The sequence below is a fragment of the Nonomuraea sp. H19 genome, from assembly GCF_052068215.1.
Classification (GTDB): Bacteria; Actinomycetota; Actinomycetes; order Streptosporangiales; family Streptosporangiaceae; genus Nonomuraea.
On sequence record NZ_JBQHCV010000006.1, the window covers coordinates 449057 to 468485 of the forward strand.

General features: G+C 71.9%; 19 protein-coding genes. 13 read left to right on the top strand and 6 right to left on the bottom strand.

All coding sequences use genetic code 11. The features are described from left to right. Positions 1 to 24 precede the first annotated feature (24 nt). Entirely contained in the window at positions 25 to 738 is a 714-nt protein-coding gene (locus ACTMTI_RS16230; RefSeq protein WP_441121157.1) for a PaaI family thioesterase, read from the bottom strand. Positions 739 to 1102: 364 nt separating this feature from the next. Between ACTMTI_RS16230 and ACTMTI_RS16235 the strand changes: the two genes are divergently transcribed. The 3 genes from ACTMTI_RS16235 (at position 1103) to ACTMTI_RS16245 (ending at position 2971) form a co-directional block, all read left to right on the top strand. Further along, positions 1103 to 1879: an ion channel gene (locus ACTMTI_RS16235; RefSeq protein ID WP_441121158.1), complete on the top strand. Its 777-nt coding sequence runs from the start codon at positions 1103 to 1105 to the stop codon at positions 1877 to 1879. Between the two features lie 78 nt (positions 1880 to 1957). Next, on the top strand, positions 1958 to 2557 hold the full coding sequence (locus ACTMTI_RS16240; RefSeq protein WP_441121159.1) for an AAA family ATPase: 600 nt from the start codon (positions 1958 to 1960) through the stop codon (positions 2555 to 2557). 66 nt (positions 2558 to 2623) lie between these two features. Next, the gene (locus ACTMTI_RS16245) at positions 2624 to 2971 is read left to right on the top strand and encodes a YciI family protein (protein ID WP_441121160.1); all 348 of its coding nucleotides are present in this window, start codon (positions 2624 to 2626) and stop codon (positions 2969 to 2971) included. Between the two features lie 118 nt (positions 2972 to 3089). On the opposite strand, the gene ACTMTI_RS16250 is transcribed toward ACTMTI_RS16245, so the two are convergent. Both ACTMTI_RS16250 and ACTMTI_RS16255 read right to left on the bottom strand, forming a co-directional pair. Beyond that, on the bottom strand, positions 3090 to 4451 hold the full coding sequence (locus ACTMTI_RS16250; protein WP_441121161.1) for a glutamine synthetase family protein: 1362 nt from the start codon (positions 4449 to 4451) through the stop codon (positions 3090 to 3092). Positions 4452 to 4548: 97 nt separating this feature from the next. Beyond that, positions 4549 to 5745: an FtsX-like permease family protein gene (locus tag ACTMTI_RS16255; protein WP_441121162.1), complete on the bottom strand. Its 1197-nt coding sequence runs from the start codon at positions 5743 to 5745 to the stop codon at positions 4549 to 4551. Between the two features lie 20 nt (positions 5746 to 5765). On the opposite strand from ACTMTI_RS16255, the gene ACTMTI_RS16260 reads away from it, so the two are divergent. The 3 genes from ACTMTI_RS16260 (at position 5766) to ACTMTI_RS16270 (ending at position 8481) form a co-directional block, all read left to right on the top strand. Beyond that, complete coding sequence (locus ACTMTI_RS16260) at positions 5766 to 6815, top strand: helix-turn-helix transcriptional regulator (protein WP_441121163.1); 1050 nt, start codon at positions 5766 to 5768, stop codon at positions 6813 to 6815. A gap of 137 nt (positions 6816 to 6952) precedes the next feature. After that, the gene (locus tag ACTMTI_RS16265) at positions 6953 to 7498 is read left to right on the top strand and encodes an EF-hand domain-containing protein (protein ID WP_441121164.1); all 546 of its coding nucleotides are present in this window, start codon (positions 6953 to 6955) and stop codon (positions 7496 to 7498) included. Positions 7499 to 7506: 8 nt separating this feature from the next. After that, positions 7507 to 8481, top strand: coding sequence for a terpene synthase family protein (locus ACTMTI_RS16270; RefSeq protein WP_441121165.1), 975 nt, complete (start codon positions 7507 to 7509; stop codon positions 8479 to 8481). On the opposite strand, the gene ACTMTI_RS16275 is transcribed toward ACTMTI_RS16270, so the two are convergent. Continuing rightward, on the bottom strand, positions 8472 to 9434 hold the full coding sequence (locus ACTMTI_RS16275; protein ID WP_441121166.1) for a DUF5937 family protein: 963 nt from the start codon (positions 9432 to 9434) through the stop codon (positions 8472 to 8474). The two genes, ACTMTI_RS16270 and ACTMTI_RS16275, sit on opposite strands and share 10 nt — an antisense overlap. Positions 9435 to 9494: 60 nt before the next feature. Here ACTMTI_RS16275 and ACTMTI_RS16280 point away from each other — a divergent pair, with 60 nt between their 5' ends. The 5 genes from ACTMTI_RS16280 (at position 9495) to ACTMTI_RS16300 (ending at position 16633) form a co-directional block, all read left to right on the top strand. Then, on the top strand, positions 9495 to 10688 hold the full coding sequence (locus ACTMTI_RS16280; RefSeq protein WP_441121167.1) for an MDR family MFS transporter: 1194 nt from the start codon (positions 9495 to 9497) through the stop codon (positions 10686 to 10688). Positions 10689 to 10787: 99 nt separating this feature from the next. Beyond that, positions 10788 to 12614: a sensor histidine kinase gene (locus tag ACTMTI_RS16285; protein WP_441121168.1), complete on the top strand. Its 1827-nt coding sequence runs from the start codon at positions 10788 to 10790 to the stop codon at positions 12612 to 12614. 50 nt (positions 12615 to 12664) lie between these two features. Beyond that, the gene (locus ACTMTI_RS16290; RefSeq protein WP_441121169.1) at positions 12665 to 14110 is read left to right on the top strand and encodes a BTAD domain-containing putative transcriptional regulator; all 1446 of its coding nucleotides are present in this window, start codon (positions 12665 to 12667) and stop codon (positions 14108 to 14110) included. Between the two features lie 32 nt (positions 14111 to 14142). Further along, a complete protein-coding gene (locus ACTMTI_RS16295) occupies positions 14143 to 15915 on the top strand; it encodes an NAD+ synthase (RefSeq protein WP_441121170.1) in 1773 nt (590 codons plus the stop codon). A 7-nt stretch (positions 15916 to 15922) separates the two neighbouring features. Then, a complete protein-coding gene (locus ACTMTI_RS16300) occupies positions 15923 to 16633 on the top strand; it encodes a GNAT family N-acetyltransferase (protein ID WP_441121171.1) in 711 nt (236 codons plus the stop codon). Positions 16634 to 16656: 23 nt separating this feature from the next. On the opposite strand, the gene ACTMTI_RS16305 is transcribed toward ACTMTI_RS16300, so the two are convergent. Continuing rightward, positions 16657 to 17289 carry an SDR family NAD(P)-dependent oxidoreductase gene (locus tag ACTMTI_RS16305; protein ID WP_441121172.1) on the bottom strand — a complete coding sequence of 211 codons (633 nt, stop codon included), beginning with the start codon at positions 17287 to 17289 and terminating at the stop codon, positions 16657 to 16659. Positions 17290 to 17358: 69 nt separating this feature from the next. Between ACTMTI_RS16305 and ACTMTI_RS16310 the strand changes: the two genes are divergently transcribed. Continuing rightward, complete coding sequence (locus tag ACTMTI_RS16310; RefSeq protein WP_441121173.1) at positions 17359 to 17739, top strand: MerR family transcriptional regulator; 381 nt, start codon at positions 17359 to 17361, stop codon at positions 17737 to 17739. 5 nt (positions 17740 to 17744) lie between these two features. Here the strand turns inward: ACTMTI_RS16310 and ACTMTI_RS16315 are convergent, their stop codons facing one another. Continuing rightward, on the bottom strand, positions 17745 to 18098 hold the full coding sequence (locus ACTMTI_RS16315; protein WP_441121174.1) for a VOC family protein: 354 nt from the start codon (positions 18096 to 18098) through the stop codon (positions 17745 to 17747). A gap of 63 nt (positions 18099 to 18161) precedes the next feature. On the opposite strand from ACTMTI_RS16315, the gene ACTMTI_RS16320 reads away from it, so the two are divergent. Next, the gene (locus ACTMTI_RS16320; RefSeq protein WP_441121175.1) at positions 18162 to 19184 is read left to right on the top strand and encodes a sigma-70 family RNA polymerase sigma factor; all 1023 of its coding nucleotides are present in this window, start codon (positions 18162 to 18164) and stop codon (positions 19182 to 19184) included. Positions 19185 to 19429: the final 245 nt, after the last annotated feature.

Here is a 19429-nt window from a genome sequence, read left to right on the forward strand (position 1 = left end):
TTCGGGGGCCGTTTCGTCGTCAGGTCAGCGTGGAGCGATCCACGTGGCGTGGGCGGCCGCCACCAGCGTGCCGTCCATCTCGTAGATGGCGCTCTGGCCGTACATCTTGCGCCCCTCGCGGCCGGTCGGCCGGGCCACGACGGAGTAGCGGCCACCCGGGGAGACCGGGCGGTGGATCTGCACGGCCAGCCGCCCGAGCAGGGCGGTCTCGCCGGGGCCGAAGTGCGCCCAGCCGGTGATGCAGTCCAGCACGGCACCGATGATCGAGGCGGGCACGCCCTCCTCGCCCGTCACCGTGAACGGCACCCGCCACCCGGCGGCCACCAGGTCCGTGCCCTCGATCGGGCCGGGGAAGATGCGCAGGCCGTCGCCCGGCTCGCGCAGCCCGCACGCGAAGCACTCGGCGAACGGGTGCGCCTTCAGCCCCACGAAACCGGCCTCGGCGCGCGCGGCGTCGGTGAACGGCACGAACCCGGGCCCCTCCAGGTCCTTGGCCACCGGGATGGCCTCGACCAGAAGCTGGTCGCCGTGCGAGAGGGACACCGAGTTGGCCACGTGCTCCAGGCGCAGCTCGGTCTCCAGGGGCGTGGGCGCGTGCAGCGTGACCTCGACCGCTGATCGACCACCGTTCAGAGCCTCCGCCATGGTGCCCGCTATCCAGCCGCCGTTGGCGACGCCCGCGGGGCCTCGGAAACGCTGGGGAACGGTCAATACGGTCTGCAGGGCAGCCGTCGTCATGCCACACCCTCCCATATCGCCACACAAGGCGAGAAGTCCGGAAATATCATTAGAAGCAGGGCGATTTTACTGGACTCCCGGATTCCTAGAGGGCTCGGGGGTCCTGTCGCTGCTCCCATACCTCACCACAACGCCTCAAAGGGGTCCGAAACTTCCCACCCCGGGCACGACGTTATGCGCCCTCCATGGCGCGGATGTGACCCGGTAGTCAGAAGCAACGAAAATCGGCCTCACTTCGGGATCGCTCCCGGAGTGAGGCCGATCAAGGCGCTGGCGCTACTTTAGCCGGGACCCGCGATGTCCCGCGACCTTTCCCCCGATACGGGGGCAGCCGCGGAGCAAGCCCATGCCCCACACTGGCGGGATGAACCGGCTGACCTCCTGGGAGCGCCGCACCAGCACGGCGCTCCTCATCATCGGCACTGGATTCTTGCTCGGCTGGGCGATCCCCGTCCTGGTCCCCGGCCTCCCACCCGCGGCGCACACCGCACTGTGGTATCTCCAGGTCGTCACGTGGGCGCTGTTCACCGCCGATTATCTGATCCGCCTGGCGCTCGCTCCCCAGCGCCTGAGATTCGTCCTGCGGAACATCCCCTCCCTCCTGGTCGTCGTCCTCCCCCTGCTGCGCCCGCTGTGGCTGATCCGGGCCCTGCTCCTCCTGCAGGTCATCGCCGAGCGGATACGCCTCCCGCTGCGCCTGCGCGCGGTGGTGTACGTCAGCGGCACGGCCGTCTTCATGGCCGCGGTCGGCAGCATCGCCGTCCTGGACATGGAGCGCGACAACGCCGACGGCAACATCAAGACGATCAGCGACGCCCTGTGGTGGTCGCTCACCACGATGACGACCGTCGGGTACGGCGACCGCTTCCCGGTGACCCCGGAGGGACGGCTGGTGGCGGCTGTCCTGATGATCACCGGCATCGCCCTGCTGGGCGTCGTCACCGCGGCCATCGCCTCCTGGTTCGTCGAGCGGTTCGAGCGCGCGGCGGCGCTGGACCGCCAGGCGTCGGCCGAGCTGGCCCAGGTCGTCACCGAGCTCACCGAGACCCGCAAGGCGCTGGCCGACCTCACCAGCAGCCACCGGCAACTGCACGACGAGCTCGCCGCGCTGACCGCCCGGCTGACTCCGCAGCCGAAATGAAACGCGCGTCTTACGGAGGTCTCGGCGAAGCTGGGAGGCACGCGCCTGTGCCGGCGCGGCCGGAGGAGATGATGGATCGTGCGGAGTGAGCCAGTGCAGGGCGCGTTGTTGCGATATCCCCCCGGGTCGCTGGTCATCCTGACCGGGCTGCCCGGCGCGGGCAAGACCACCCTGCTGCAACGCCTGTACGGGCTGGGCGGCGCGGAGAGCCTGCCCGTCACGCGCGGCCCGGCCGTGGTGATCGATTCGTCGCAGTCCAGGCGGCACTGGTACGGCAGGCTCCCCTGGGCGCCCTATCCGCTTCGCCGCGCCGTGGTGTTCGTCACCCACGTGAGCCGCATCCGCCAGGCCCTGGCCCGCGGCCAGGCGGTCGTCGCGCACAACCGCGGCTGCGGGCCGTACGTGCTGCGGGCCTTCGCCTGGCTGGCCCGCAGGAACCGGTCGAGCTTCCATCTCCTGCTGCTGGACGCCCCGCCCGAGGCGGCGCTGGAGGGCCAGCGGGCCAGGGGCCGGGTGGTCGCGCCGCGTACGTTCGCCCGCCACCAACGCCAATGGGAAAGCCTGGTGGTCCGGGTCAAGAACGGCGACCCGGCGCCCGCGACCGGCGCGCGCATCATGGACCGGGCCGAGGCGACCCTGCTGGAGGAGATCCTCTTCGATTCGCCGCGCGAATTCTGAACGTCATGTCGATCCGGGCGCAGGCCGTTCGTGTAAGGAGTGAGACCTGACAGAAGGGAACGACTCATGAAGCAGTATCTGCTCGGCATGTACCAGCCCGACGGGGACCCACCCGGGCCCGAGATCCTCGACCCGGTCATGCGGGACCTCGCCGCCCTGGAGAAGGAGATGGCGGACGCCGGCGTGTGGGTGTTCTCCGGCGGGCTGCGGCCGCCTGCCCAGGCCGCCGTGGCGCGGCTGCGGGAGGGCGAGGTGCTCACCACCGACGGCCCCTACACCGAGGGCAAGGAGCACCTCGGCGGGTTCACCATCATCAGGGCGCCCGACATGGAGACCGCGCTCGAATGGGGCCGCAAGATGGCCAGGGCCGTGCGGCACCTCCCGGTGGAGGTGCGCGAGTTCCACGGCGAATGATCTCGCCAGTCGCCCGCGTCCGGGGGGACGTCGAAGCGGGCGACCGGCGGGCGCTCTAGGAGCCGGAGGGCTGCGCCGTCACCAGCGCGGTGGCGGCGCAGGACCTCACACCGGTCCGTCAGAGGACGGGCAGGTAGCGGCCGAGCTCGAACTCGGTGACGTGGCGGCGGTATTCGCGCCACTCCGTCCGCTTGTTGCGCAGGAAGAAGTCGAAGACGTGCTCGCCCAGCGTCTCGGCCACCAGCTCACTGCGCTCCATGACCTCGATGGCGTCGTTGAGCGAGCCCGGCAGCGGCTGGATGCCGAGGGCCCGGCGCTCGGCGCTGGTCAGCGTCCAGACGTTGTCCTCGGCCGCGGCCGGCAGCTCGTAGCCTTCCTCGATGCCCTTCAGGCCCGCCGCCAGGATCAGCGCGAAGGCCAGGTAGGGGTTGCACGCCGAGTCGAGCGAGCGGAACTCGATGCGCGTCGAGCCGCCCTTGTGCGGCTTGTACATCGGCACCCGGACCAGGGCCGAGCGGTTGTTGTGGCCCCAGCACACGTAGGAGGGCGCCTCGCCGCCCAACCCCGCGATGGCCTCGGCGCCGCCCCACAGCCGCTTGTAGGAGTTGACCCACTGGTTGGTGACGGCGGTGATCTCGGCGGCGTGCCTGAGCAGCCCGGCGATGAACGAGCGGCCGATCTTGGACAGCCGGTAGTCGGAGCCGGCCTCGTAGAAGGCGTTGCGGTCGCCCTCGAACAGCGACATGTGCGTGTGCATGCCGGAGCCGGGGTATTCGGTGAACGGCTTGGGCATGAATGAGGCCCAGATGCCCTGCTCCAGCGCGACCTCCTTCATGACCAGGCGGAAGGTCATGATGTTGTCGGCCGTGGTGAGCGCGTCGGCGTAGCGCAGGTCGATCTCCTGCTGCCCGGGCGCGCCCTCGTGGTGGCTGAACTCGACCGAGATGCCCATCGACTCCAGCATCATGATCGCCTGGCGCCTGAAGTCGTGCCCGGCGCTGTGCGGCGTGTGGTCGAAGTAGCCGCCGGAGTCGATCGGCTCCGGCCGCTGGCCGGGCTCGGGGCGGTTCTTCAGCAGGAAGAACTCGATCTCCGGGTGGGTGTAGAACGTGAAGCCCATGTCGGCGCACTTGGCGAGGGTGCGCTTGAGCACCCAGCGCGGGTCGGCGTGCGACGGCGAGCCGTCCGGCATGAGGATGTCGCAGAAGATGCGCGCCGCGCCGGGCGTCTCGCTGCGCCAGGGCAGGATCTGGAACGTCGCCGGGTCGGGCTTGGCGAGCATGTCGGACTCGTAGACGCGGGCGAAGCCCTCGATCGCCGAGCCGTCGAAGCCGATGCCCTCGGCGAAGGCCCCCTCCAGCTCGGCCGGGGCGATGGCGACGGACTTGAGGAAGCCGAGAACGTCGGTGAACCAGAGCCGGATGAACCGGATGTCGCGTTCCTCGAGCGTGCGGAGCACGAACTCCTGCTGGCGGTCCAAGGCATCCCCTCAGGAAGACAGTACTGGTCTCCTACCAGGATGCCGTGTCCGTGTTTCGCACACGTTACGGGGGTGCTCGCCCGGCCGCGGCCGAGGCTCAGGCCCGCGGGATGGCCGTCCCCTTGGTACGGCTTGCCGGGAGCACGGCGGCCACCACCGCGAGGACGAAGCAGACGGCGATCACCGCGGCCATGGGTTCCCACGGCACACTGACCGCTACCGGCCCGGCGAGCTGGACCAGGGCCGACCACAGGCCGAGCAGGCCGAGCGCGGTGGCGAGGGCGGCCAGGACCACGCCGACGGCCACCACCAGCAACGCCTCGGCCATGACGTAACGCAGCAGCTGTACCCGGGTAGCGCCGAGCAGCCGTAGCGCGCCGCGTTCCCCCGCCCGGTCGGAGGCCGCCATCAGCAGGGTGTTGACCAGCGCGATCATGGTGTAGCCGAGCATGATGCCGAGCACGACCAGCAGGCCGAGACGGCTGGCGGAGGCGCGGCGGTCGCCGGCGTCTCCGGCCCAGGCGGCCTTGGTCACCACGCGGGCGTTGTGGCCCGCGGCGGCCCGTTCCAGTGCGGTCGCGGCCTCGGCGGCGGAGGTGCCGGGGCGCAGCTTGACGTAGGCGGCGGAGGGCAGGGCGGAGAGGGCGTGCGCCGGGGTGACGTAAGAGTCGGCGGCGGACCCGTCGCCGAGCAGCGCGACCACCGTGAAGGTCGCCTCGCTGCCGTCGGCCCGCCACAGCTTGACCCGCCGGCCCAGGCTGAGCTCCCACGTCTCGGAGACCGCGATGGTGTCGTCCCGCAGACCCTTGAGGGATCCGGCGGTCACGGGCACGGACAGCGCGGTCGAGAGCGTGGCGGGGTTCACGGCTTCCGCGGGGCGCCGGATGAGCTGGGTGCCGCCGCCTTCCAGGGTGTAGAGGCTGGTCGAGGTGGCGGTGGTGACGTCCACGCCGGGAACGGCGCCCAGGCGCTGGACGAGCTGCCGGTCCAGGCCGGCGGTGCCGGTGGGGAGCACCAGGTAGTCGGCGCGTACTGGGCCGGTCTGCATCGCGGATTCGGTGGCGTCGGTCATCGCGGCCCCGCCGAGCAGGGTCGCGGCCAGCCCCACGGTGACCAGGACCGGCGCGGCCGTGGCGGCGGTACGCCTGGGCGAGGCGAGTGCCCCGGCCGAGACCACGACGCCGCCCGCGCTGCGCAGCCGTTCCAGCGGGCCTGCGAGCAGGCGCGTGACCGGCCGGACGAAGACCGGCGCGAGCAGGCCGACGGCGGCGATGAGCAGCATGACGACCGGCATGAACGTCTTGTTGTTGCGCCGTGCACTTCGCCAACCGGGCCGGCGATTTCCAGGCCGCACGCGACCTGTCGCTCGCCGCCGCCGCCGAATGCCGTGCCGCCGGCGAGCTCCGCAGACTCGTCAGAGTCCACCTCGGGCTCGCTGAGGCCGAGATCCATCTCGGCAGGTTCAGCGACGCCGCGGCCACCGCGACCGAGGGACTGCACCTGATCGGAAAGACCGACAAACCGAACCGGGCCGGTTGCATGGAGGGCATGCTGGCCTGGATCGCCGCGGTCCAAGGCGACGCCGAGCGATGCGCCGAACTGGCCGCCGCCTCCCTCGGCCACTTCGAGGACAACCACATCGCCAACGGCCTGGCCTGGACGCAATGGGCGCTTGCCCTGCTCGACCTCGTCCAGGGCCGCTTCACCGAAGCCCTCGACCGTTTCGACGCCGCCATGACGGGCCCGGTGCGCTACCAGACCCAGTCCATCTTCTTCGCGCCCGACCAGGTCGAGGCCGCGGCCCGGCTCGACCTGCCCGCCGACGAGCCACTGCGCCGCTTCCAGAGCTGGGCCGAGGCCTCCGGGCACGACTGGGCCGACGCCGTCCTGCACCGCTGCAGTGCCCTGCTCGAACCCGGCTGGGACCGTGCACATGACCACTTCCGCGCCGCCGTACGGCTGCACGCGCACAGCGGCGGGCCGTGGGAGGCGGCACGTACCCGGCTGGTCTTCGGCGAGCGACTGCGCAGGGAGCGGCACAGGAGCGAGGCGCGCACCCACCTGCGCGCCGCCCTGGAAACGTTCGAACGCCTGGGCGCCCGGCCGTGGGCGGAGCGGGCCAGGACCGAGCTGCGCGCGGCCGGCGAGGTGGGCTCCTCCCCTTCCGCCTCCGCCGGCCACCTGACCACGCTGTCGCCGCAGGAGCTCCAGATCGTCCGGCTGGCCGCCGCAGGACTGACCAACAGGCAGATCGGCGCCCAGCTCTTCCTCAGCCCCAAGACCGTCAGCTACCACCTGTACCGGGCCTTCCCCAAACTGAATGTGACCAGCCGAGCCCAGCTCCTCGCCCTCGGCCTGACCTGATGCTCCCGGGAGTGCTCTGATCACGGCCCCGCGGTCCCGCCGCTCACTCTTTAGGAACGGTGCCGGTGCGAGCCTCGCTGACAAAGCCCCCCGCCCCACTTACTGTGATCACGCAGTCAGTCTCGGGGGAGGCATTGGTGGCTATCGACCTGCTCAATCACAAGCTAGATCGGGCGTTCGACCACATCGACGCGAGCGGCAACGGCGTCGTCGAGCGTGAGGACCTGCTGGGGCTGGGCGCCCGCATCCTGGTGGGCTTCGGGGAGTCCCCCACCTCGGTCACCGGGGCGAGCCTCGTCGACAGCTTCGACGGCATCTGGTCCGCCCTGGCGAAGGCGCTCGAACGCGACGGCGACTCCGGCATCGCGCGCCCGGACTTCCGCACCGCCATGACGGCCGCGTTCGTCACCGGCGACCAGTACGAGCCGGTGTTCCGGCCGGCCGCGGTGGCGGTGGCGGAGCTGTGCGACGGCGACCGGGACGGCATGATCCGGCTCGGCGAGTTCCGCACCATGCTGAGCGCGTTCGGCGTCGCCTACGACGACGTGGACGAGGCGTTCGACCGGCTGGACCAGGCGGGCAGGGGCACGCTGACCCTGGGCGAGCTCGTCACGGCCGCCTCCGACTACTACCGGGGCGAGGACCCGAACGCCGCGGGCAACTGGCTTTTCGGTCCTCTGTGAACGCCGCCATGAGTACCACCGTGCTGGCCACGATGCGCACCGCGTTGCGTTCCGTCCTGTCCTCGATGATGCCCCTGCCGCGCAGGGGCGGCTCGGCCGCCCTGGCGCTGCTGCCGCTCACCGAGCGGGTGCCCGCGATGGCGCAGCCGTGCCGGATGCACCCGGCCGTGTACGCGATCGAGGCCGCGGTCATCGACTGGGCCAGGAGGACAGGCCTGCGGGCCGACCCCGGCGTCGCCTTCCACCGGATGGCGGGCCGGGCGTTCGCCGAGTTCGACGCGGCCGCGGCCGCGCTGTTCGCGCAGTGGCTGACGTGGCTGTTCCACCTGGACGACGAGCTGGACGAGGGGTCGTGCCGGCTGGAGGTCTTCCAGGGCATGCTCAGGGGCTCGGCGGGCCATCCGCTGGAGGCCGCCTTCGCCGATCTGTGGCGGGTGACGAGCGCGCGGATGAGCGACCGGTGGCGGGCCAGGTTCGCGGTGGGGTTGCAGCGCCAGCACGACGCCTGCCGTACCGAGGCCGACAACCGCGCGGCGGGCCGGATGCCGACGCTGGAGGAGTACCCGGAGCTGCGCAGGGGCACGGTGGGGCCGTATCTGTACGACCTGGTGGAGCCGTGCCTGCGGGTCGAGGTGCCGGCCTGGGTGCACGAGTCGGAGCCCTGGCAGCGGCTGGTGGACTCCTGCAGCGACGTCACGGCCTGGTGCAACGACGTGGCCTCGCGGCCGAAGGAGCGCGGCGACGCGCACAACTTCGTGGTGCTCGCGATGCGCCAGCTCGGGCTGGGCGAGCGGGAGGCGACGGCCTGGGTGCTGGATCGGATCGCGCAACGCTGCGAGGACATGCGCCAGGCCGCCAGGCGGCTGCCGCTCGACGATCTGGCGCCCAAGGCGGCCAGGGACGTCAGCAAGGTCGCCTGCGCGTATCTGGCGGCGCCGCGCGCGCATCTGGACTGGCTCCTGGAGTCGACGCGCTACGCCTGACCCGCGAGTATGTCGCCGGTGGAGGTGCGGCGGTAGACGACCTGCTTGCCGACCCGCATCCCCACCGCGAGCCCGCCGTCGCTGAGCACGCCGAGGTGCTGGCTGACCGCCCCGGGCGTGAGCGACATTCGGGTGGCCAGGGCGGAGGTGGTGCTGGGCTCGCCGAGCGCGAGCAGGATCTGCGCCCGGCTCCTGCCGATCAGCGCCGCGAGGGCGCCGGGCGCGGGCGGCGGCCCCTGCTCCCAGAGCGTGCCGACGCCGTGCACCGGATACACGAGCATCGACTGGTAGGGCGCCGACATGACGGCCACGGAAGGCCAGTAGAACGCGCTCGGCACGAGCACGAGCCCGTCGCCGTGCAGGCCGCCCAGCTCGCACCAGGGCCGGTCGATCAGCAGCCGCTCCCCCGTCCACACCACGGCCGGGTCCAGCGCGGCGAACAGCTCGTGCGCCCCGCCCTGGGCCAGCTGCCGCGACCTGCGCAGGACGTCGCGTTCGAGCAGGGCGTACACGCGGGGCCAGAACTCGGCGAAGCACGCCTCCCAGTACGCCTCCAGCGCGTCCGCCACCCTGGCCACACCCGCCTCGGGATCGGCCATGAACCGCTCCAGCACGGCCCGGTCCGACCCTTCGATCTTGCCGGCCTCCTCGCGGGCCAGCGCGGGAGACGTGAGCCTGACCCGGTCGAGCTCTGCGGCGAAGTCCGGCATCGGCGTGTCGGGCGGCGGGGTGATGAAGTCGGCCAGGTATCCGGCAGGCGGCACGAGCGCGAACAGCTCCGCCAGGTCCAGTCCGGCCAGGCGGGGCCGGACGGCCTTGAGCCACGGCAGGTGGATCGACTGCCTGGCGGGCCCCTGGAGGGTGCGCAGGCTCGCCACGAGCTCCCACATCGGAGAAAATGCGAACCGGATGCGAGCCACGTCCTCCGGCTTGAGGACCCAGGTGATGGCCATCCTTTTAGTGTGAGCTAAATCGTTCGCGCCGCCAACCCCGGAAACATCACGCTTCATCGCGTGTCGAGCGCAACGATCGAGAAGCCTTCTTTCCTCCAATCCAAGGTCGGCGGGCTGCCCCGCCCGTTCTGGGCGTTATGGGGCGGCACGCTGGTGAACCGCCTGGGCACCATGGTCATGCCCTTCACCGGCGTCTACCTGACCCAGAGCCGCGGCCTGTCGTTGACCGCCGCGGGCCTGGTGATGGGCCTGTTCGGCGCGGGCTCGCTGCTGTCGCAGCTGCTCGCCGGCGTGCTGACGGACCGGATCGGGCGGCGGGCCACGCTGTCGGGCGGCATGCTGGCCACGGCCGTGACCATGCTGGCGCTCGGCTACAGCACGTCGCTGCCGGCGATCCTGGCCTCGATGTTCGTGCTGGGCCTGGTGATCGACGTCTACAGGCCCGCGTCGAACGCCCTGGTGGCCGACCTGGTCTCGCCCGCGGAGCGGCCCCGGGCGTACGGGCTGCTGTTCTGGGCGATCAACCTCGGCTACTCGGTCGGCATGACGGCCGGCGGATGGCTGGCCGGGATCGGGTTCATCTGGCTGTTCTGGATCGACGCGGTGTCGAGCGTGCTCTTCGCCATGCTGGTCTGGCGGGCGGTTCCCGAGACCAGGCCGGACGCCAGGGAGTCCACCGGCGGTTTCGGCGTGGTGCTGCGCGACCGGGTGATGGTCGCCTTCACGCTGATCACGCTGGGCCACGCACTCGTCTACGCGCAGACGTTCACCATGCTGCCGGTGGCGATGACCGAGGTGGTGAAGCTGACGCCGGGACAGTTCGGGCTCGCCATGGCGCTGAACGGGGTGCTGATCGTCGTCGTGCAGCCTCTGGTGTCCGGCTGGCTGGGCCGCAGGGACGCCTCCCGCACGTTCGCGCTGGGGCTGGCCGTGATGGGGGCCGGGTTCGCCGCGACCGCGTTCGTCACCAGCACGTTCGGGCTGGTGGTGACGGTCGCCGTCTGGACGGCGGGCGAGATCGTCACGGCGGGCATCGCCGGCGCGATCGTGGCCGCGCTCGCGCCCGGCCGCCTGCGGGGGCGGTACGCGGGGCTGTTCGGGTTCGCGTGGTCGCTGGCCGCGGTGCTGGCGCCGCTGCTGGGCGGGCCGCTGCTGGAGATCGGTCCCGAGGCGCTGTGGTTCACGGCCGGGGGCGTCGGCGTGGCGTCCGCGATCGGGATGCTGGCGCTCGGACCTGCGATCCGGCGCCGTTGAGAAAATATTGATCGGCTGTTGGCAATCGCCCGATAAGTTCCACTCAGTGATGGGGTGGGAAGGACGGGTGGGATGCGCCGCGCGGGTCTTGCGCGAAGCGTGGCGATCGGCATCGCCACGCTCGCCGTCGTACTGGAGCTCATCGACATCTGGGTGACGGCGCAGCTGCCGCAATCGGCGTACTCGCCGCTGCCGTTCGCGCCCGAGGACATGGCGGGCACCGCCTTCCCCGTCTTCGGCGCGATCCTGGTCCACAGCAGGCCGCGCCTGGTCATCGGCTGGCTGCTGTGCGTCGGCGGCCTGAGCGCCGCGGCCAACATCCTGTCGGCCAACGTCTTCCAGCTCATGTACGGCAGCGCGGCCCACGGCCGGCCGATCGTCAACCTGACGTGGCAGGTCCTGCAGCTCACCCTGGGTGTGCTGCTCCCGCTCCTCTACCCGGTCGGATCCCTGCTGTCCAAGCGGTGGAACGCGGTCGTCGCGCTGGCCGTCGCGGGAATGGCGCTCGACTGGGCCGGGGTGCTGACCGGCCAGAAGGCGCCGCGGGAGGTGGCGCACTGGATGGTGTCGGCCGCCATGGGGCTGGCGTTCGCCGCACTCGTCGTGCGGTTCAGGCGCGGCGACGCGATCGAGCGGCGGCAACTGTTGTGGCTGCTCCTGACGCTGCCCGGCCTGCTCGTCCCGTGGATGCTGGGCGGTCCGGTGTGGTGGGTCGCGACGCTGGCCATCCCGCTGATCCCGGCGGCGATCGCGGTGGCGGTGCTGCGCTACCGGCTGTTCGGCATCGACACGCTGATCAGCAGGGCGCTGGTGGGCACCGGCCTGGCGATCGTGACCACGGGCGTGTACGTGGCGGTGAGCGCGGCAGGCAGCGTGTTCCTGTCGGAGGTGGACCGGGTGGCGGGGATCGCGGCGGCGGTGTTCGCCGGGGCGTTCTTCCAGCCGATGCGGCGCGGGCTGCAGCGGGGCGTGGACTGGCTGCTGTACGGCAGCACGGGTGTGCCCAGCGCGCTGGCCAGGAAGCTGCGGCACCGGCTGCAGCACGTGGACCCGGTGCACGGGCTGCTGGCCACGCTGGACGTGCTGCGCGAGGGGCTGGCGGTCACCGGCGTGGCGGTCGAGGTGGACGGCACGACGACCACGTCCGGGGTGATCGGGGCGGCCGGCAGGACCGTGCCCCTGGTGTGGCATGGGGAGCCGGTTGGGCTGCTGCTGATCGGGCCGACGGACCGGCGCAGGTTCCCGGCGGCGCACGACGAGCGGGTGATCGCCACGCTGACGCCGTACATCGCCGATGCCGCGCACGCCGTGCGCCTGACCGCGGCGCTGCAGCGCTCGCGAGAGCGCATCCTGACCGCCCGCGAGGAGGAGCGCCGGCGGCTGCGCCGCGACCTGCACGACGGGCTCGGGCAGTCGCTCACCGGCATGGCGATGTCGATCAACGCCGCGCGCATGACCATGCGGTCCTCGCCGGAGCAGGCCGACCGGCTGCTCTCCGAGCTGCGGACCGGCATGGACGCGGTGAGCGGCGACATCAGGCAGCTCGTGTACGGCCTGCGCCCGCCCGCGCTCGACGAGCTGGGCCTGGCGGGCGCGCTGGAGGAGCTGGCGCAGACGCCGATCGAGACCTCGGGCGACCTCGTCGGGCTGCCGGCGGCGGTCGAGGTGGCCGCGTACCGTATCGTGCAAGAGGCGCTCAACAACGCGCACAAGCACGCCGGTGCCACCCGGATCGCGATCGGCCTGCACCGCGACGAGGTCCTGCGGGTGACCGTCGCCGACGACGGCGTGGGGCTGACGCCGGACGCGCGGCCCGGTGTGGGGCTGGCCTCCATGCGCGAGCGGGCCGCCGAGTTGGGCGGCACGTGTGTCGTACGCGAAGCAGAAGGAGGGGGCACCGTTGTCCACGCCGAGCTCCCACTGTGACATTTCGCCATATACCCAGACACACTTCTCCCTCTACAGTTACGCCTGACATGCTGACTTTCACCGCGCTAGGACCGTTCCAGGCCTGGGCCGACGGCGCCTCTCTCGACCTCGGCGGCCAGCGGCAGCAGGCAGTGCTCGCGCGCCTGCTCGTCGCCGGCGGCCGTGCCGTGCCCGTGAACACCCTCATCGACGAACTGTGGCCGGGCGAACCGCCCGCCCAGGCGCTGTCCACGATCCAGGGATACGTCTCCCGCCTGCGCCGCGCCCTCGAACCCGGCCGCGCGCCGCGCGAGGAGGCCGGCGTGCTGGTGACCGCGCCGCCCGGCTACGCCCTGCGGGCCAAGACCGACCAGGTCGACGCCTGGCACTTCGAGAGCCTGGTGAAGTCGGACGGGACGCCGGCGCAGGTGTGGGCGGCCATGGACACGGCGCTGGGGCTGTGGCGAGGGCCCGCGCTGGCCGAGTTCGGCGAGCTGAGCTGGGCGGCGACCGAGGCGGGCCGGCTGGAGGAGCTGCGGCTGATGGCCGTCGAGCGGCGCGCCGACGCCGGGCTGGCGCTGGGCAGGGCGACGTCGCTGGTGGCCGACCTGGAGGCGCACGCGTCGGCGTACCCGCTGCGTGAGGAGGCCTGGCGGCTGCTGGCCGTGGGCCTCTACCGGATCGGGCGCCAGGGCGACGCGCTGGCGGCGCTGCGCAGGGCGCGCGCCGTATGGCGCGACGAGCTCGGCCTGGACCTGACGGCCGGGCTGAGGCGCCTGGAGGCCGACATGCTCGCCCAGCGTCTGGAGGAGCCCCCGCCCGCGCCGGCAGAGGCGTCCGCCGCGCTGCGGGTTCTGGTGGCCGACGACCAGGCCCTCGTACGGGCGGGGCTGCGGGCCATGTTCGACAGCGACCCCGCGGTGACGCTGGCCGGCGAGGCCACCAACGGCGAGGAGGCGATCGCCGCCGTGCGCACGACGCGACCCGACGTCGTGCTGCTCGACATCCAGATGCCGCGCCTGGACGGCCTGGCCGCCGCGCGCCGCATCCTGGCCGAGGACCAGCCGCCCAAGGTGGTCATGATGACCACGTTCGGCAGCGACGAGAACCTGTACGCGGCACTGCGTGCGGGAGTGAGCGGATTCGTGCTGAAGACGTCGGCTCCCGAGCAGTTCTTCGCCGCGATCAGGGCCGCCGCCGCCGGGGACGCGCTCATCGACCCGGCGGTCACCACGCGGCTGATCTCCGTGTTCGCCGGGCGCAGCGACCCGGCCTCTCCCCCGGCGCTGGCCGGGCTCTCCGACGACCGCATCGACGTGCTGAAACTCGTCGCCAGGGGCCTGACGAACCGGCAGATCGGCCAGACACTCTGCCTGCCGGAGGAGGAGGTGGCGCGCATGGTGACGGCGCTGCTGGAGCACCTCGGGCTCTTCGAGCGGGCACAGCTGGTGGTGGCCGCGTACGAGTCGGGACTGGTGACACCTGGCGACAAGGAACACTTTTCGTCGCTTTGACGATAAAAATCATGGCGTACTAGGCTGGGCGCGTGGCACAACTGCGCATTGCCCTGGCCCAGACGAACCCGACCGTCGGCGACCTGGCCGCCAACGCCGACCGGCTGGTCGCGTGGACCCGCGACGCCGCCGAACGCGGCGCTCACCTCGTCGTCTTCACCGAGATGTTCCTCACCGGCTACCCCGTGGAGGACCTGGTGCTGCGCACGTCCTTCGTGGACGCCAGCATCCGGACCCTGGAGGAGGTGGCGCGCAGGCTGGAGCGTGAGGGCCTGGGCGATCTCCCGGTGGTGGCCGGCTACGTGGACCGGGCCGGCCTCGCGCCCCGGGTGGGCCAGCCGAAGGGCGCCCCGCTGGACGCGGCCGCGCTGCTCTACAAGGGCGAGGTGGTCACCCGCACGGCCAAGCACCACCTGCCGAACTACGGGGTATTCGATGAATACCGCTATTTCGTACGCGGCGACCGGCTGCCGATCTTCCGGCTGCACGGGGTGGACGTGGCGATCGCGGTGTGCGAGGACCTGTGGCAGGAGGGCGGTCCCGTGTCCGTCGTGGGGCAGGCGGGGGCCGGGCTGCTGGTCGTGCCGAACGCCTCGCCGTACGAGAAGGAGAAGGACGACGTCCGCCTGGAGCTGTGCGAGCGCAGGGCGCGCGAGGCCGGGTGCGGTCTCGTCTACGTCAACCAGGTCGGCGGGCAGGACGAGCTGGTCTTCGACGGCGACTCCATCGTGGTGGACGGCTCGGGCGAGCTGGTGGCGCGGGCCGGCCAGTTCCGCGAGGAGCTGCTGATCGTGGACCTGGACGACCTGCCGGTCTCGCGCGCCACACCGGGCACGTTCGCGTACGACGCGGGCGACGGCTCCACGATCACGGTGGAGCGCCTGGTGCTGTCGCCGGAGCCCCTGCCGCCCTACCCGGCCGTGCCCGCGCGCGTCGCCGAGCGCCTGGACCTGCACGCGGAGGTCTACTCCGCGCTGGTGCTCGCGGTGCGCGACTACGTGGCCAAGAACGGGTTCCAGTCGGTGATCCTGGCGCTCTCGGGCGGGATCGACTCGGCGCTGACCGCGACCATCGCCTCCGACGCGATCGGCCCTTCGCGGGTGAACGTGGTGCTCATGCCCTCGCGCTACTCCTCCGAGCACTCGGTGACCGACGCCGAGGAGCTGGTGCGCAGGCAGGGGGTCAACGCGCAGATGGTCCCCATCGCGGACGTCGTCGACGCCTTCGAGAAGGAGATCGAACTGTCCGGCCTGGCCGCCGAGAACCTCCAGGCCAGGGTACGCGGCATGATCCTCATGGGCCTGTCCAACCAGCACGGCCACCTGGTGCTGACCACGGGCAACAAGAGCGAGCTGGCGACCGGCTACTCCACCCTCTACGGCGACTCGGCGGGCGGCTTCGCCCCGATCAAGGACGTGCCGAAGACGATGGTGTGGGAGCTGTCCCGGTGGCGCAACGCCAACGCGTCACCGCACTTCCTGATGGACGCCGCCTGCCCGATCCCGGAAAACTCGATCACCAAGGAGCCGAGCGCCGAGCTGCGCCCGGACCAGCGCGACACGGACTCGCTGCCCCCTTATGAGGTGCTGGACCGGCTGCTGGACGATTACGTGGAAAAGGACATGGGCTCGCAGGAGCTCATCGCGGCCGGCCATGATCCGGAGCTGGTGACGCGGATGATCAGGCTGGTGGACCTGGCCGAGTACAAGCGGCGGCAATATCCTCCAGGCCCCAAGATCACCCCGAAGAACTTCGGCCGCGACCGCCGCCTCCCGATCACCAACCGCTGGCGCGAGACCACCTGACGCGCCTATGACGGCGACTCCCCGCGACGCCGGCCTGCTCCGCATCGAGATAGGCGTCATCTGGCGCATCGACGACCACGGCCGCCTCCCCGGACCGGAGGACCTGGTGATCGGTGTGGCGGCCGACGGCATGACAGCGGCCGTGGGCGGCGGCGTGCCCGGTGAACTCGCCACCCGCCTGCTCGGCCTCGTGGCCCGCGGCACCCCGTCGCCACCAGGCCGGCCGCCGGCCGTTCTGGGTGAGTGCCAGGAGCTCCTGGGCGACGGCACGACCGTCTCTGGAGGGCCGAGCTACCTGGTGCGCCCGCCCGTCCGGTTCGACGTTCCCGTCGCGGTGCTCCAGTCCGCCGATCCGGCGCACGCCATGCGCGTACGCCCCATGCTGCCGGAGACCTGGGACCCGGAGGAGTGGGACGACCTCCTCGCGGGCCGGGACGGAGCGCCATGGGCGATGATCGTCGAAGACGGGCAGGTCGTGGCCGTCTGCCACACCGCGCGCCGGACTCCCGCCGGCGCCGAGGCCGGCACCTGGACCTCGCCCGCCTACCGCGGCCGCGGGTACGCGGCGGCGACCACCGCCGCCTGGGCGGGCCTGCTGGCCGGATCGTGCCCGCACCTGTTCTACAGCACGAGCGCGGACAACCATTCGTCCCGGAACGTGGCCGCCCGGCTCGGGCTCCGCAACGTCGGCTGGCTCTGGAAGTTCACCCGGCGATGACGCCGCCCCGGGAACGCAGGTGCTCAGCCGCGGCCGGCGTGCAGGATCTCCCGCTCCCACCGCTCCCGGGGCTGGGTGTGGAGGCGCCAGTAGTGCTCGGCGATGTCGTCGGGGTCGAAGTCCGTGCCCGGCGCGACCGGCCCGGCCACGGTGACGGAGGCCGCGTGGACGCCGGACGGCCCGTACTCCTGGTCGAGCAGCGCCACCAGCGTCCGTACGCCGCTCTTGCCGAGGGAGAGGCTGACGTACGCGCTCTTGGGCTCGGGCATCCCGCCGGTGACGATGAACGTGCCGCTGCCGCGGCGGGCCATCGCGGGCGCGACGTGCGCGGCCGCGACCAGCGCCCCCACCACGTTGACCGCCCACGCATCCAGGTGGGCGCGTACGCTCACCTCACCCAGCGCGTCGGCCCGGATGATCGCGGCGTTGTAGACCAGCACGTCGGGCGTGCCGAGCTCGGCCGTCGCCTTGTCGAGCGCGGCGCGCAGGGCCGTCTCGTCCGCGCTGTCGGCGGCGTACCCGAGCGCCCCCTCGATGCCGAGCGTCCGGCCGGTACGCGAGATGAGGGCGACCGGCAGGCCCTCCCGTGCGAACCGGCGGGCTACAGACCGGCCGATTCCCGGCCCCGCTCCGATGATCACTGCTCCCGGCATCATCGTCTCCTTTCCGTTGTTACGACGGGACGACGGTAAGGCGTCACATCGATGTGAAGGTCAAGGGAGCTCATGCGGATCGGGGACCTCGCTGTGCAGACCGGGGTGAGCAGGCGACTGCTGCGTTACTACGAGGAGCAGGGGCTGCTGCGGCCGCGGCGGCTGGCCAACGGCTACCGCGAGTACGGCGACGCGGACGTGGCCGCCGTACGCCACATCCGGGCCCTGCTCGCCGCCGGCCTGCCCACCGCGGTCATCGCCCGGCTGCTGAACTGCTTCCACGACGACGACGGCGGGCGGGCGGTGCCGGCGGCCTGCCCGGGAATGATCACTCACCTGCGGCGGGAGCGGCGGCGCATCGCCGACACGATCAAGCGGCTCCAGACGTCCCAGCGGAATCTGGACACCATGCTCGCCGCCGTCCACGAAACCGCCGGCCACGAACAGGCGTGAGGAGGTCAGGGGCCCAGCAGCCCCACGGGGTTGCCGTCGGGGTCGGTGAACACCGCCATCCGTCCCATCCCGGGCACGCTCTGCGGGTCCAGTCTGCGGCCGCCGCCCAGCTGCTCGGCCTGCGCGAGCGCGGCGTCCAGGTCGTCGACCTGGAAGTAGACGACGATCCCCGTATACGGGCTGTGCGGCCCGGCCTGGCCGATGCCCGCCACCGGTGCCCCTTCCACGCCGCCCACCAGCGTGTAGTCCTCCTGTACGGCGTCCATCGGCCAGCCGAACATCTCCGCGTAGAAGCGGCGCGCTCGGGCGGCGTCGGGCGTGGAGATGTCGAACCACGTGGGCACTGCGTTCGAACTCATAGGTCCTCCTTCTCAGGGTCGGTCGCAAAGGACGACCCCCGGCGTGGGGCAGAATCGTCGCCTGTGAGCGAGATTTCGCAACTAACTGCCGAGGATCCCGATCTGGCCCGTGCCCGTGAGGGGGACGACGCCGCGTTCTCCCGCCTGGTGGCGCCGCTGCGCCGGGAGCTGCACGCCCACTGCTACCGCATGCTCGGCTCCGCCCACGACGCCGACGACGCCCTGCAGGACGCGCTGCTGCGGGCCTGGCGGGGACTGGCGCGCTTCGAGGGCCGCAGCTCGCTGCGCTCCTGGCTCTACACCGTGGCGACCCGCACCAGCCTGGACCTCATCGAGACGCGCGGCAGGCGGGCCATGCCCGTCGACCTCGGCCCGGCCAGCGATCACACCGTGGTCGGCGACGCCCCGCGTACCGACGTGGCCTGGCTGGGGCCGTACCCCGACGCGGACCTGACCGACGGCACGGCCGGGCGCTACGAGCAGCGCGAGGCGGTCGAGCTCGCCTTCGTCGCGGCCCTGCAGCACCTGCCGGGCAACCAGCGGGCGGCGCTGCTGCTGTTCGAGGTCCTCGGTTTCTCCGCCGCCGAGATCGCCACCATGATGAGCACCTCCATCACGTCGGTGAACTCCGCGCTGGCGCGGGCCCGCAGAGTCGTGGCGGAGCGGGTCCCCTCCGCCACCCAGCAGCAGACGCTGCGGGCGGTCGGCGACGCGCGCGTGCGGGAGATCGTCGAAGGGTACGCCGCCGCGCTGGCACGCGGCGACGCCGACGCCCTGGTCGCGCTGCTCACCGAGGACGTGACCTGGTCGATGCCGCCGATGCCGCACTGGTACCGCGGCCTGGCGGCGGTCACCGACTTCGCCCTGCGGGTGCCGCTGACGGGGTGCGGCTCGTGGCGGCACCTCCTCACGCACGCGAACGGCCAGCCCGCCGCCGCGTCCTACCTCTGGGACGACGCCGCAGGCGCGCATCTGGCCTGGTCGATCAACGTGCTGTCGCTGCGCGGCGAGCGGATCGCCGAAATCACCACATTCATCGGCCCCGAGCTTTTCCCGCCGTTCGGGCTGCCCCTGTCGCTGCCCTGATAGAAGGCACCCGCGTCCCGCGCGACCAGGTGATCGGGCTCATTCGCCGGCCGGTTCGAGCCGTGCTTCGATGCCGTCGAGGATGATCTCCAGCTCCGAGCAGGAACTGCCGGTCGAAGTCGCCGTCGGCCACGTGGGCGTGCTGGGACAGCACCGCGGAATGCTCGTCCAGGAACCGGCCGACGCGCTCGCGGATCTCAGCGTCCGCGGCGGGAGTGCGGATCGTGGCCCACCAGATGTTCTCG

Excerpts from the sequence above, each read along its gene's own strand:
- ACTMTI_RS16315 (WP_441121174.1), bottom strand. The coding sequence starts at position 18,098 with ATGAGTTCGAACGCAGTGCCCACGTGGTTCGACATCTCCACGCCCGAC.
- ACTMTI_RS16270 (WP_441121165.1), top strand. The coding sequence starts at position 7,507 with ATGAGTACCACCGTGCTGGCCACGATGCGCACCGCGTTGCGTTCCGTC.
- ACTMTI_RS16300 (WP_441121171.1), top strand. The coding sequence starts at position 15,923 with ATGACGGCGACTCCCCGCGACGCCGGCCTGCTCCGCATCGAGATAGGC.
- ACTMTI_RS16305 (WP_441121172.1), bottom strand. The coding sequence starts at position 17,289 with ATGATGCCGGGAGCAGTGATCATCGGAGCGGGGCCGGGAATCGGCCGG.
- ACTMTI_RS16235 (WP_441121158.1), top strand. The coding sequence starts at position 1,103 with ATGAACCGGCTGACCTCCTGGGAGCGCCGCACCAGCACGGCGCTCCTC.
- ACTMTI_RS16290 (WP_441121169.1), top strand. The coding sequence starts at position 12,665 with ATGCTGACTTTCACCGCGCTAGGACCGTTCCAGGCCTGGGCCGACGGC.
- ACTMTI_RS16310 (WP_441121173.1), top strand. The coding sequence starts at position 17,359 with ATGCGGATCGGGGACCTCGCTGTGCAGACCGGGGTGAGCAGGCGACTG.
- ACTMTI_RS16255 (WP_441121162.1), bottom strand. The coding sequence starts at position 5,745 with ATGCCGGTCGTCATGCTGCTCATCGCCGCCGTCGGCCTGCTCGCGCCG.
- ACTMTI_RS16230 (WP_441121157.1), bottom strand. The coding sequence starts at position 738 with ATGACGACGGCTGCCCTGCAGACCGTATTGACCGTTCCCCAGCGTTTC.
- ACTMTI_RS16245 (WP_441121160.1), top strand. The coding sequence starts at position 2,624 with ATGAAGCAGTATCTGCTCGGCATGTACCAGCCCGACGGGGACCCACCC.
- ACTMTI_RS16275 (WP_441121166.1), bottom strand. The coding sequence starts at position 9,434 with ATGGCCATCACCTGGGTCCTCAAGCCGGAGGACGTGGCTCGCATCCGG.